At 78.3% G+C, this 12,471-nt stretch carries 11 protein-coding genes; 9 read left to right on the top strand and 2 right to left on the bottom strand.

Annotation, left to right across the window (positions count from 1 at the left end):
- The first annotated feature begins 273 nt into the window (after window positions 1–273).
- From BMZ50_RS09135 to BMZ50_RS09095, 9 genes are all read left to right on the top strand, one after another.
- Window positions 274–1,113 carry a hypothetical protein gene (locus BMZ50_RS09135; protein WP_143087128.1) on the top strand — a complete coding sequence of 280 codons (840 nt, stop codon included), beginning with the start codon at window positions 274–276 and terminating at the stop codon, window positions 1,111–1,113.
- Between the two features lie 25 nt (window positions 1,114–1,138).
- Window positions 1,139–1,654 carry a MarR family winged helix-turn-helix transcriptional regulator gene (locus BMZ50_RS09130; protein WP_091323415.1) on the top strand — a complete coding sequence of 172 codons (516 nt, stop codon included), beginning with the start codon at window positions 1,139–1,141 and terminating at the stop codon, window positions 1,652–1,654.
- A gap of 65 nt (window positions 1,655–1,719) precedes the next feature.
- Window positions 1,720–3,219 (top strand): HAD-IIIA family hydrolase, encoded by a 1,500-nt coding sequence (locus BMZ50_RS09125; protein WP_177212717.1) that lies wholly within the window; start codon window positions 1,720–1,722, stop codon window positions 3,217–3,219.
- Window positions 3,216–4,241, top strand: a complete 1,026-nt coding sequence (locus BMZ50_RS09120; protein ID WP_091323609.1) for a glycosyltransferase family 9 protein — start codon at window positions 3,216–3,218, stop codon at window positions 4,239–4,241. Before BMZ50_RS09125 ends, BMZ50_RS09120 begins: the two co-directional genes overlap by 4 nt.
- Window positions 4,238–5,230, top strand: a complete 993-nt coding sequence (locus BMZ50_RS09115) for a glycosyltransferase (RefSeq protein WP_091323414.1) — start codon at window positions 4,238–4,240, stop codon at window positions 5,228–5,230. The genes BMZ50_RS09120 and BMZ50_RS09115 overlap by 4 nt, the downstream gene beginning before the upstream one ends.
- Window positions 5,227–6,429, top strand: coding sequence for a glycosyltransferase (locus BMZ50_RS09110; RefSeq protein WP_091323413.1), 1,203 nt, complete (start codon window positions 5,227–5,229; stop codon window positions 6,427–6,429). The genes BMZ50_RS09115 and BMZ50_RS09110 overlap by 4 nt, the downstream gene beginning before the upstream one ends.
- Window positions 6,426–7,091: a D-sedoheptulose-7-phosphate isomerase gene (locus tag BMZ50_RS09105; RefSeq protein WP_177212716.1), complete on the top strand. Its 666-nt coding sequence runs from the start codon at window positions 6,426–6,428 to the stop codon at window positions 7,089–7,091. The genes BMZ50_RS09110 and BMZ50_RS09105 overlap by 4 nt, the downstream gene beginning before the upstream one ends.
- Entirely contained in the window at window positions 7,088–8,581 is a 1,494-nt protein-coding gene (gene rfaE2 / locus BMZ50_RS09100) for a D-glycero-beta-D-manno-heptose 1-phosphate adenylyltransferase (RefSeq protein ID WP_091323412.1), read from the top strand. The genes BMZ50_RS09105 and rfaE2 overlap by 4 nt, the downstream gene beginning before the upstream one ends.
- Window positions 8,578–9,513, top strand: coding sequence for a glycosyltransferase family 9 protein (locus BMZ50_RS09095; protein ID WP_091323411.1), 936 nt, complete (start codon window positions 8,578–8,580; stop codon window positions 9,511–9,513). The genes rfaE2 and BMZ50_RS09095 overlap by 4 nt, the downstream gene beginning before the upstream one ends.
- A 48-nt stretch (window positions 9,514–9,561) precedes the next feature.
- Here the strand turns inward: BMZ50_RS09095 and BMZ50_RS25030 are convergent, their stop codons facing one another.
- Window positions 9,562–11,205: a vWA domain-containing protein gene (locus BMZ50_RS25030; RefSeq protein ID WP_091323409.1), complete on the bottom strand. Its 1,644-nt coding sequence runs from the start codon at window positions 11,203–11,205 to the stop codon at window positions 9,562–9,564.
- 105 nt (window positions 11,206–11,310) lie between these two features.
- Window positions 11,311–12,288, bottom strand: a complete 978-nt coding sequence (locus BMZ50_RS09085) for a UDP-glucuronic acid decarboxylase family protein (RefSeq protein WP_091323407.1) — start codon at window positions 12,286–12,288, stop codon at window positions 11,311–11,313.
- Window positions 12,289–12,471: the final 183 nt, after the last annotated feature.

The following is a 12,471-nucleotide window of genomic DNA, read 5'->3' as shown; positions in this document are numbered from 1 at the left end:
CGCGCCGGGCCGGGTTTCGTCACAGCCTCCGGACCGGAATTCTCCCGACACGCCGTCGCGACACGCACGACTGGCCAGAAACCCACGGTCAACGAGCCGGTGGACGCGTCATGATGGGCGGGCCGGCAGGGGGGCCGGTGCAGGACCGCTCGAGGGGGACCCATTTCCGACACCTGGCCGAGGCCCGTCGTCCCGGGTGCCGCGACCACGCTCGCGGGCCTGCTTGCCGTTCTCCTCGTCGCAGCCATCGCCGGCGCCGCACCGGCGCTCGCCGTGGACGACCCCTCCCGCCCCGACGCCCGCGTGACGCACGGCCCCAGCTGCCGGCCCGGCGGCGTCCTCGTCGAGGTCACCGCCGGCACCGCGCCCTACGCCGTCCGGCTGGCCACCACCCGCGAGCCGGCCGGGGAGGACTCCGCCGAGCTGCAGCCCGGCGAGGTCGTCGTGCTCGCCACCGGCGAGGTCGACTGGGGCGAGACGATCGACCCCCTGCTCGAGTTCGCCGCGCTCGACGGCTCGGGTGTCCGGTACGTCGACGACCTCGACGGCTTCGACTTCACCCGCCCGGCCGAGGCCGACTGCGCCGCCATCACCCCGCCGACGGGTGCCGCGCAGGTGCCGGACATCGGGACGCCGCAGGCCGGAGCCGACGCCGAGGTGGTGCCGATGCCGGTGCCCGGGCTGCCCGACCCGGACGCCGCCCTGCCCGTCGGCCGGGTGCGGGAGCCCGCCGCGGCGGTCGCCTCGACGGGGCGGGTCGTCGCCGGTGAGGAGGTCACGCTGCGCGGCCGCGGCTTCGTGCCCGGGGAGCGGGTCGCCGTCCGCCTGCAGGGCGGCGCCGTCCTGAGCTCGGTCACCGCCGGCCCCGACGGCCAGGTGGTCACCGCCGTGCGGATCCCGGCCGGGACGGCCGCCGGCAGCGCCACCGTCGAGCTGATCGGCAAGGAATCGACGACGACCGCGGCCGTCGGCCTCGAGGTCGCCGGCGGCGGTGTGCCCTGGCCGCTGCTCACCGCCGGCCTGGCGCTGCTCGTCGCGGGCGCCGGCGTCGGCGCGGCGTCCGGCCGCCGCGTCCGGCGGCCCGTCGGTGGCCCGCCGATGAGGAGCGCCTGAGCGCGACCTCGGCCAGGATGGGCGGGTGCCCTTCCCCGAGGACGGCCTCGCCCCGGACCTCCCGCTCGACGAGCTCCCCACGGACGTGGCCGCGCTCCCCGGCGCGGGGCCCCGCCCGGCCGAGACCTGGCTGCGCATCGTCCAGGTGCACGACCGCATCACCCATCGGGTCGACTCCGCGCTGCACCGCGAGCACGGCCTGTCCCTCACCGGCTTCGAGGCGCTGCGGCGGATCGCCGAGGCCCCCGGCGAGCGGGCCACGATGGGCGAGGTCGCCGAGGCGGTGGGGCTCTCCCGCGCCGGGGTGACCAGCACCGTGGGCCGGCTCGTCGCGGACGGCCTGGTCGTCCGCGAGCGGACGGCGGGGGACCGGCGCCTGCTGCACGCCCGTCTCACGCCCGCCGGCCGGGCCAAGGTGGCCGCCGCCGTCCCGACCCACGACGGGCTCGTGGCGCGGCTGCTCGTCCTCCTGGGGGACGACGCCGCGTTGGTCACCGACGCCCTCGCCCGCGTCTCCGCCGCCACCCGGACCCGGGACTGACGGAGCCCCGGAACACTTCGAGCCCGTAGTGTTTCCGGACGGTCCGGTCCGGGCAGGACGCGCTCGTGCTGTTGGGGATCGGACAGTGCACCGTGGTCGTGCCGACCGTCGGACGGCCGTCCCTGGACGTGCTGCTCGACGCGCTGGCCGGCGCCTCGGGTCCCCGCCCGGCCGAGCTGATCCTGGTCGACGACCGCCGCACCGGGGCCCCGCTGCGGCCCGGGCGCCCCGGCCTGCCGCCGGTCCGGGTCGTCCGCACCGGCGGGGGAGGGCCGGCCCGCGCCCGCAACCTGGGCTGGCGCACCGCGCGCACCGAGTGGATCGCCTTCCTCGACGACGACGTCGTCCCCGACCCCGACTGGTACGAGCGGCTGGCCGCCGATCTCACCGACCTGCCCGCCGACGTGGCCGGCAGCCAGGGGCGGGTCCGGGTGCCGCTGCCGGAGGGCCGCCGGCCCACCGACTGGGAGCGCGGCACCGCCGGGCTGGCCACCAGCTCCTGGATCACCGCCGACCTGGCCTACCGCCGCGGCGCCCTGGCCGCGGTCGGCGGCTTCGACGAGCGCTTCCCCCGGGCCTTCCGGGAGGACTCCGACCTCGCGCTGCGGATCATGGACACCGGCGCCCGGCTCACCCGGGGGCAGCGGTGGACGACCCACCCGGTGCGGCCGGTCGACCGCTGGGTCAGCGTGCGGGTGCAGGCGGGCAACGCCGACGACGTGCTCATGCGCCGCCTGCACGGCCGCGACTGGCGGGAGCGGGCCGAGGCCCCGCTGGGCCGCCGTCCGCAGCACCTGGCGATCACCGCCGCCGGGCTGGCCGCCGCCGGCCTCGCCGCCACCGGCAAGCCGCGCGCGGCCCTGGCCGCCGCGCTGGCCTGGGCCGCCGGCACCGCCGAGTTCGCCCGGGCCCGCATCGCCCCCGGCCCGCGGGACCGCGCCGAGGTCACCACGATGCTGGCCACCAGCGCGCTCATCCCGCCGCTGGCCAGCTGGCACTTCCTGCGCGGCGCCCTGCAGCACCGGCGGGTGCGCCGCTGGCGCGGGCCGCCCGACCTGGTGCTCTTCGACCGCGACGGCACCCTGGTGCGCGACTACCCGTACAACGGCGACCCGGCACTGGTGACGCCGGTGCCCGGCGCGCGGGAGGCGGTCGGCGCGCTGCATGCCCGCGGGGTGAAGGTCGGCGTGGTGAGCAACCAGTCCGGTGTGGCCCGGGGGCTGATCACCCGCGCGCAGGTCGATGCCTGCATGGACCGGCTCGCCGAGCTGCTCGGCCCGTTCGACACCCTGCAGGTCTGCCCGCACGGCCCGGACGAGGGCTGCACGTGCCGCAAGCCCGCGCCCGGGATGGTCAAGGCCGCCTGCGCCGAGCTCGACGTGGATCCGGCCCGCTGCGTGGTCATCGGCGACATCGGGGCCGACGTCGAGGCCGCGGCCGCCGCCGGGGCGACCGGGATCCTCGTGCCCACCCCGGTGACCCGGCGCGCGGAGGTCACCGCCGCGCCGCGCCGGGCCGCCACGCTGACCGCGGCGGTCGACGACGTCCTGGCCGGCCGGTGGTGACGCCCCGCACCGTGCTGGTCGCCCGGCTCGACAACGCCGGCGACGTCCTCCTGCAGGGCCCGCTGGTCCGGGCGGTCGCCGCCGGCGCGGACCGGGTGGTCCTCCTCGCCGGCCCGGCCGGGGCCGAGGCCGCCGCGCTGCTGCCCGGCGTCGACGAGGTGTGGACCTGGGCCTGCCCCTGGATCCTCGGCGACCCGCCGCCGGTGCACGCCGCCGACCTCGCCGGCCTCACCGAGCGGGTCCGCGCCCTGGCGCCGGACGAGGCGCTGATCTCCACGTCGTTCCACCAGTCGCCCCTGCCCCTGGCGCTGGTGCTCCGCGGCGCCGGCGTGCCCCGGATCTCGGCGATCAGCGTCGACTACCCGGGCTCGCTGCTCGACGTCCGCCACCGGGTGGACGGCGACGTGCCCGAACCCGAGCGGGCCCTGTCCCTCGCCCGCGCGGCGGGCTTCGACCTGCCGGCCGGTGACGACGGCCGGCTGGCGGTGCGCCGACCCCTGCCCCCGGGCGCGCCCGCGCATCGGGGCCACGACCTGTCGCCGGGGTACATCGTGCTGCACCCCGGGGCGAGCGTGCCCGCGCGGGCCTGGCCGGCGCAGCGCTGCGCCGAGGCGGTCGAGGCGCTGGCCGACGCCGGCCACCGGGTGCTGGTCACCGGCGGGCCGGGCGAGCGGGCGCTGACCGCGGCGGTCGCCGGCACCCGCGGGACCGATCTCGGCGGGGCGACGTCGCTGGCGGAGATGGCCGCGGTGCTCGACGGGGCGGCCGCGGTGGTCGCCGGCAACACCGGCCCCGCGCACCTGGCCGCCGCCGTCGGGACGCCGGTCGTCTCGCTGTTCGCCCCGGTCGTGCCGGTCGCGCGGTGGGCCCCCTACGGCGTGCCCACCGTGCTGCTCGGCGACCAGGACGCGCCCTGCCGCGGCAGCCGGGCCCGCGAGTGCCCGGTGCCGGGCCACCCCTGCCTGACCTCGGTGACCGCCGAGGACGTCGTCGCGGCGGTCGGGAAGCTGGTGCGTGCGTGAAGGTCCTGCTCTGGCACGTGCACGGCTCGTGGACGACGGCCTTCGTGCAGGGGCCGCACGAGTACCTGCTGCCCGTGGTGGCCGGCCCCGGGGGGAGTCGGAGCCCGGACGGGCTGGGCCGGGCCCGCACCTGGGACTGGCCGGCGTCGGCGCGCGAGGTGACCCCCGAGCAGCTGCGCGACGAGGACGTCGACGTCGTCGTCCTGCAGCGGGTTCGCGACCTCGAGCTGGTGCGGGAGTGGCTGGGCCGCGACCCCGGGCGGGACCTCCCCGCGGTCTTCCTCGAGCACAACGCCCCGGGCCTGGAGCCCGGTGACGGGCCGGTCCCGCACACCCGGCACCCGCTGGCCGACCGGTCGGACATCCCGATCGCCCACGTCACGCACTTCAACGAGCTCTTCTACGACAACGGCCGCGCGCCCACGACGGTCATCGAGCACGGCATCGTCGACCCGGGGGAGCGGTACACCGGAGAGCTGGCCCGGGCCGCCGTCGTCGTCAACGAGCCGGTCCGGCGCGGGCGCACGGTCGGCGCCGACCTGCTGCCCGGGCTGGCGGCCGCCGCGCCGGTCGACGTCTTCGGCATGGGGCTGGCCGGGCTGCACGAGCAGCACGGCCTCGACCCCGGCCGGGTGGTGCTGCACGAGGACCCGCCGCAGGCGGCGATGCACGCCGAGCTGGCCCGCCGCCGGATCTACGTGCACCCGGTCCGCTGGACCTCCCTGGGACTGGCGCTGCTGGAGGCCATGCACCTGGGCCTCCCCGTGGTCGGCCTGGCCACCACCGAGGCGGTGGAGGCGGTGCCGCCCGGGGCCGGGGTGCTCTCCACCCGGCCCGAGGCGCTGTGGGCGGCGGTGCGGGAGTTCGTGCACGACCCGGACGCCGCCCGGCTGGCCGGCAAGGCCGCCCGCGCCGCGGCCCTGGAGCGCTACGGCCTGGACCGGTTCCTGCGGGACTGGGACGCGCTGCTGGAGGAGGTCACGCGATGAAGATCGACCTGGTGAGCGAGCACGCCAGCCCCCTCGCCGCGATCGGCGGGGTGGACGCGGGCGGGCAGAACGTGCACGTCGCCGCGCTGGCCGCGGGCCTGGCGCGGCGCGGGCACGACGTCACCGTGCACACCCGGCGGGAGGACCCCCGCCAGCCCGATCGCGTGGTCGTGCAGGACGGCTACGACGTGGTGCACGTGCCGGCCGGCCCGCCCGCGGTGCTGCCCAAGGACGAGCTGCTCCGGCACATGCCCGCGTTCGCCGCCGCGCTGCGCCGCACCTGGGCGGCGCACCCACCGGACCTGGTGCACGCGCACTTCTGGATGAGCGGGCTGGCCTCGGTCGCCGCGGCCGGCCCCGTCCCGGTGGTGCAGACCTTTCACGCGCTCGGCTCGGTCAAGCGCCGCCACCAGGGCGCCGCCGACGCCTCCCCGCCGCAGCGGGTGGAGCTGGAGCGGGCGCTGTGCCGGAACGCCGCGCACGTGATCGCCACCTGCTCCGACGAGGTCTTCGAGCTCCGCCGGCTGGGCCTGGACCGCGACCGCGCCTCGATCGTGCCGTGCGGGGTGGACACCGCGGTGTTCAGCCCGAAGGGCCCGGTCGCCCCGCGGAGCGGACGCCCCCGGCTGCTCGTGCTCGGCCGGCTGGTCGCGCGCAAGGGGCACGAGGACGCCGTCCGGGCGCTGGCCGCGGTGCCCGACGCCGAGCTGGTGGTCGTCGGCGGCCCGCCCGCGCACGGGCTGGACGCCGACCCGGAGGTGCGCCGGCTGCGCGCGGTCGCCGCCTCCGCCGGCGTGGCCGACCGGCTGGTGTTCACCGGCTCGGTCGCGCGGGCCGACGTCCCGGGGTGGGTGCGCTCGGCCGACGTCGTCCTCGCCGTCCCCTGGTACGAGCCGTTCGGCATCACCCCGCTGGAGGCCATGGCCTGCGGGCGGCCGGTGGTGGCCACCGCGGTCGGCGGCCTGCAGGACTCCGTCGCCGACGGCGTCACCGGCGTGCTGGTCCCCCCGCGGGACCCCGGGCGGCTCGGCGCGGTGCTGGCCGGCCTGCTGGCCGACGACGCCCGCCGGGCCGCCTACGGGGCGGCCGGGGTGCGCCGCGCCCGCGCCCGCTTCCGGTGGTCCCGCGTGGTCGCCGACACCGACACCGTCTACCGGCAGGTCCTCGCCAGCCGGCGCCCCGTGGAGGTCGCCCGATGAGCACTCCGCCCCACTCGGCGGCCGAGGTGGTCTCGCCGGACACCTGCACCCACCTCACCGGCGCCGACCACGTCGCCTCCCTCACCGCGGCGCTGGGCGGGCTCGGCGAGCAGGTCGACACCCTCGACCGGTGGGGCCGGCTGATCGCCGACGTGCTGTGCGGGTCGGAGCGGGGCCGGCTGCTGGCCGCCGGCAACGGGGGCAGCGCCGCGCAGGCGCAGCACCTGACCGCCGAGCTGGTCGGCCGCTACCGGGCCGACCGCCCGCCGTTCTCCGCGATCTGCCTGACCGCGGAGACCTCGTCGCTGACCGCCATCGCCAACGACTACCCGGCCGATGAGCTGTTCGCCCGCCAGGTCGAGGCGCACGGGCGCCCCGGCGACGTGCTGGTGCTGCTGTCCACGTCCGGCCGCAGCCCCAACGCGGTCGCCGCCGCCCGCCGGGCCCGCGAGTGCGGCATCACCGTGCTGGCGATGACCGGCCCCGCGCCCAACCCGCTGGCCGCGGCCGCCGACGACGCGGTGTGCATCGACTCCCCGTGGACGGCGACCGTGCAGGAGTGCCACCTGGTCGCGCTGCACCTGCTGTGCGCGGGCTTCGACGCGGCGGTGCTCGCCGGGCCGGCCCGGGTACCGGCCACCCGGCTCGGGGTGGCCCGGTGAGCCGGGGGGCGCTCGTCGTCGTCGGGGACGCGCTGCTCGACGTCGACCTGGTGGGGACGGCGTCCCGGCTCACCCCCGACGCCCCCGTGCCGGTCGTGGAGGACGTCGAGACCCGGGAGCGCCCGGGCGGCGCCGCGCTGGCCGCGGTGATCGCGGCGGGCCTGACCGGCCGGGAGGTGGTGCTGGTCGCGCCGATGGCCCCCGACGAGGGCGCCGGGCACCTGCGCGCGCTGCTCGACGGGCGGGTGCGGCTGGTGCCGATCCCCGCCACCGGCGGCACGGCCGTCAAGCGGCGGGTGCGGGTGGGCGGCCACTCGGTGGTGCGCATCGACAGCGGGGAGCCGGTGGCCACCCTGGGGGCGCTGCCGGCCGAGGCCGCCGCGGCGATCCGGGAGGCCGCCGCGGTGCTGGTGGCCGACTACGGGCGGGGGACGACGGCGGCCCCCGACGTGCGGGCGGCGCTGGCCGGGGCCGGCGGCCCGATCGTCTGGGACCCGCACCCGCGGGGCGCCGACCCGGTGCCGTCGGTCCGGCTGGTGACCCCGAACGCCGCCGAGGCCGCCCGGGTGGCCGCGGCGGCCGGGGCCGACGTGCCGGGGGACGGGCTGGTCGCGATCGGGACCCGCGCCGAGACGCTCATCCGGCACTGGGGCGTGGGCGCGGTCGCGGTGACGCTGGGCTCCCGCGGGGCGCTGCTCACCTACGGCCAGGGCGCGCCGATGCTGGTGCCCGCCGTGCCGGTGAGCGGGGGGGACCCGTGCGGTGCCGGCGACGCGTTCGCCGCGGCGGCGGCGTTCGCGCTGGCCGAGGGCGCGGTGACCGGGGAGGCGGTGGCGGCGGCGGTCGCCGCGGCCTCGGCCTTCGTCGGGCGGGGCGGGGCCTCCGGGTGGGACGCGGCCCCGGTGCGCGCGCCGAACGTGGTCGCCGAGCCCGGTGTCGACGGGGTGATCGCCCGGGTCCGCGCGGCCGGCGGCACCGTGGTCGCCACCGGCGGCTGCTTCGACCTGCTGCACGCCGGGCACGTCGCGACCCTGCGGGCCGCCCGCGGGCTGGGCGACTGCCTGGTGGTCTGCGTCAACTCCGACGACTCGGTGCGCCGGCTCAAGGGGCCCTCGCGGCCGCTGGTGACCGCGGCCGACCGGGCCCGGGTGCTCGAGGCGCTGGAGTGCGTCGACGCGGTGGTGGTCTTCGACGAGGACACCCCCGCGGAGGTGCTCGACCGGCTGCGCCCCGACGTCTGGGCCAAGGGCGGCGACTACGCCGGGGCAGAGCTGCCGGAGGCCGCGGTGCTGCGCCGCTGGGGTGGGCAGGCCGTCGTCCTGCCCTACCTGGACGGGCACTCCACGACCGCGCTGGTCGAGCGCTCCCGCAGCAAGGCCCCCCAGAAGGACCTCGCTGCCCCCCACCACCCGCACGCTCGCGGTGGGACCCTGCACCGAGGACTGCAGACGCTTCGCAAGCTCAGCGCGGGGCCTGGAACGGGGCCGTGAGAGCACGGCCGGTCGCGGTGGTGCTGCGGCCGCTGGGGCTCGGGGACCTGCTCACCGGGGTCCCGGCGATCCGGGCGGTGCGCGCCGCGGTGCCCGGGCACCGGCTGGTCCTGGCGACGACGACGGCGCTCGAACCGCTGGCCGGGCTGATCGACGCCGTCGACGAGGTGCTGCCCGCGCGCGAGCTCGAGCCGCTGGACTGGGCCGGGCCGCGCCCCGAGCTCGCCGTCGACCTGCACGGCAAGGGCCCCGCCTCGCACGTGGTCGTCGCCGACCTGGCCCCCGACCGGCTGCTCACCTTCGCCGGCCCCGGCTACCCCGGGCCGCGCTGGTACCCCGACGAGCACGAGGTGCGCCGGTGGTGCCGGCTGGTCTCGGAGGGGCTCGGGGTCGACGCCGACCCCGACGCGCTCGACCTGGCCGTCCCCGAGGTCCCCGCGCCGGCACCGCCGGGCGTCGCCCTGGTGCACCCGGGCGCGGCCTACCCGGGCCGCCGCTGGCCGGCCGACCGGTTCGCCGCGGTCGCCCGCCACCTGGCCGCCGCGGGCCTGGACGTCCGGATCACCGGCGGGCCGGCCGAGGTGCCCCTGACCCGCTCGGTCGCCGAGGCGGCCGGGCTCGCGGAGCACGCCGTGCTGGCCGGGCGGACGTCGACCCTGGAGCTGGCCGCGGCCGTCGCCGGCGCGCGGGTCGTGGTCAGCGGGGACACCGGGATGGCGCACCTCGCGACCGCCTACCGCCGGCCCTCGGTGGTGCTGTTCGGCCCCGTGTCGCCGGCGCTGTGGGGCCCTCCGCCGCGGCCGCAGCACGTCGTCCTCTGGCACGGGGACGGCGCCGGGGACCCGTGGGGCACCGAGCTCGACCCCGCCCTGGCGAAGGTCACCGTCGACGAGGTCACCGCAGCTCTCGACGGCCTTCTCGCCCGGGGTTGAGGTTCTCCCCTCGGGGGACGACGAGGGCCCTCCCGGCGGGGCGCAGGTTCACCCCCGCTGGCGGAGGGCGTCGAAGAGGACGGTCTGCAGGTCGGCGGGGTCGACGGCGGAGTACGCCGCGCCCCCGGTCGCCCCGGCGATCTCCTCCAGCGCCTGCAGGTCGGCGTCCGGACCGAGCGCCACCCCGATCACCTTGACCGGCCGCCCGGGGTCGGCCTCGTCGGCCAGCGTCGCGAGCAGCTGGTCCAGGCCCACGCCGTCCGCGTCCTCGTTGGTGCCGTCGGTGAGCACCAGGACGCTGTTCACCGCGGTGGGGTCGAAGTCGGCGCGGGCCGCGCGGACGGCCGCCAGCGTCGTGTCGTACAGCCCCGTGCCGCCGGCGGAGAGCCGGTCCGGGAGGGTGCTCAGCTGCTGGTCGAGGACGTCGCGCTGCGGCGCGCCGCCCACCTCGGTCTCCAGCGCCCGGGTCGGCACGAGCTCCGTCCAGTCCTGTTCCCCGTCGAGCTCGTCGGCGAAGACCCACAGGCCCACGGCGAAGTCGCCCGGCACCAGCGCGAGCGCGCTCCTGGCCGCGTCCCGGGCCAGCGTCGCGCGGGTGCCGTCACCGGCCGGTGCCTCCATCGACGTCGACACGTCGAACACGGCCAGGATGCGCGAGGGCGCGGCCAGCTCCGACAGCTGCGCCAGCAGGGACTCGACCGCGGCCGGGTCGAGCTCCAGCGCGCTCGGCGCCGGCTCCTGGGTCCCGGTGGCCTCGCCCGCGTCCGCAGGCGGGTTCCCGTCCGCGTCGCGGAACCCCGCCGCCCGGGCGGCCGCCCGCGCGGCGTCGGAGGTCAGCGCGCGGACCGCGGCGTCCACCGCCGCGGCGGCGTCGGAGGCGGTGCCCACCCGCACGACCGGGTAGTCCAGCGACGGGCTCCCCTCCCGGGGGTAGACCGCGACCAGGTCGGACCGCCCGCTGCCGGCGTTGGCGGCGTGGACCTCCTGCTCGCTGACCGGGACCAGCGGCGCGTCGTCCCGGCCCGCGACGCCGGCGGCGAGGGCATCGGCGGGGGACGCCGACGGGCCGCGCCGGGCCGCGAGCACCGCCTGGACGACGGCGGTGTCGGCGTCCTCGCCGCCGCCCAGGGCGGTCCGGACGGCGCCCAGCGCGGCCAGCCCCTCCGCGCTGGTGGCCAGGTCGGGCACCACGAGCGGCTGCTCGCCGGCGAGGGCCTCACCCCAGCCGGGCGCGGCCTCGGCCCAGCCGAGGGCGTCCACCGCGGCCCGGCTGGTCGCCAGCACCACGGGGGAGGAGGCCATCGAGCCGGCGGTCTGCAGGGCCGCGTCGGTGATGCGGCCCGGCCACAGCGAGGAGTCGGGCACCCACACGTGCGGCAGGGCCGCGGCCTCCAGCGCGGCCAGGTCGCCGACGGTCTGCACGGGCTCCTGGGCGGTGACCTCCGCGCGGGCGCAGTCGGCCTCACCCAGGCCCTCGGCGCCGGCGAGCAGGTCCCCGGCGACCGCGGCCAGCTCGGGGGCGACGGTCACCCGGACCACGGCGGTGCTCTCGCACTCGGCGCCGGAGCCGACCACCCACCAGGTGACCGCGCCGGCGACCAGCACGACCGCCGCCACGACCGCCGCGAGCAGCACCTGCGGGGTCAGGTTCGGGGAGCGGCGCCGGGCGCTCGTGTCGGCGTGGCGGCCCATGCGTGCTCCCGGTGGGTCGTGAGGGTCGTCGGCCGGCGACCTCCCCCGCGACCGCCCAGCACAGACTAGAGGCGGCTGCTGACGTTGCGTGGCACTCCGGGCGGCTCAGCCGGCCCTGGTCGCGGCCACCTCCTGCTGCGCGGCGAACCAGGCGACCGTCCGGCGCAGCCCCTCCTCCGACGGCACCGTCGGGCGCCAGCCCAGCAGCCGCTGCGCCCGGGCGGTGTCCGGGCGGCGCACCTTCGGGTCGTCCACGGGCAGGTCGATGAACTCGATCGGGGAGCTCGAGCCGGTGAGCTCGATGATCCACTCGGCCAGCCGCAGCATCGACAGCTCGTCGGGGTTGCCGATGTTGACCGGGCCGGGCTCGCCGGCGAACGCCATCGCGAGGATGCCGCGCACCGTGTCGTCGACGTAGCAGATGGACCGGGTCTGCGCGCCGTCCCCGGCGACGGTCAGCGGCCGGCCGGAGAGCGCCTGGCCGACGAACGCGGGGATGGCACGGCCGTCGTCCGGGCGCATCCGCGGGCCGTAGGTGTTGAAGATCCGCACGATGCCGGTGTCGGTCCCCTTCGACGTCCGGTAGGCGGTGGTCATGGCCTCGCTGAACCGCTTGGCCTCGTCGTAGACCCCCCGCGGGCCGACCGGGTTCACGTTGCCCCAGTAGTCCTCGGCCTGCGGGTGCTGCAGCGGGTCGCCGTACACCTCCGAGGTCGAGGCCAGCACGTAGCGGGCGCCCTTCTCGTGGGCCAGGCCCAGCGTGTGCAGCGTGCCCAGGCTGCCGACCTTGAGCGTCTCGATCGGCATCCGCAGGTAGTCCAGCGGGCTGGCCGGGGAGGCGAAGTGCAGCACCAGGTCGACCGGGCCGGGCACGTGCACGAAGTCGGTGACGTCGCAGCGCACCAGCCGGAAGCGGGGGTCCTCCGTCAGGTGGCCGAGGTTCTGCGGTGACCCGGTGAGGAAGTTGTCCAGGCAGACCACCTCGACGTCGCGTGCCAGGAGGTGCTCGCACAGGTGGGAGCCGAGGAAGCCGGCCCCACCGGTGACCACTGCCCGCCGGATCGTTCGTGCCGCATGCACCATGCCTGCTCCGATCACCCCGGGAACGCGCCCCGGCGGGCTCCTACCCGGGGACCACGGGCACACACTTCGGCGCCGAAGTTCCGACACCGGCTGCGGCGGATCGAGTCGGTCACCGGGCACCGATCCCCGGGCCCGCCTGCTGTGGCAACTGGCGCTGCTGGGCACCGCGAGGCAGCCGGCGGC

It is taken from the genome of Geodermatophilus ruber (assembly GCF_900114385.1).
Taxonomy (GTDB): domain Bacteria; phylum Actinomycetota; class Actinomycetes; order Mycobacteriales; family Geodermatophilaceae; genus Geodermatophilus; species Geodermatophilus ruber.
Note: the sequence above shows the minus strand (reverse complement) of the source record. Positions and strands in the feature narration are given on the sequence as shown.

Excerpts from the sequence above, each read along its gene's own strand:
- BMZ50_RS09110 (WP_091323413.1), top strand. The coding sequence starts at position 5,227 with ATGAAGATCGACCTGGTGAGCGAGCACGCCAGCCCCCTCGCCGCGATC.
- BMZ50_RS09105 (WP_177212716.1), top strand. The coding sequence starts at position 6,426 with ATGAGCACTCCGCCCCACTCGGCGGCCGAGGTGGTCTCGCCGGACACC.
- BMZ50_RS25030 (WP_091323409.1), bottom strand. The coding sequence starts at position 11,205 with ATGGGCCGCCACGCCGACACGAGCGCCCGGCGCCGCTCCCCGAACCTG.
- BMZ50_RS09085 (WP_091323407.1), bottom strand. The coding sequence starts at position 12,288 with ATGGTGCATGCGGCACGAACGATCCGGCGGGCAGTGGTCACCGGTGGG.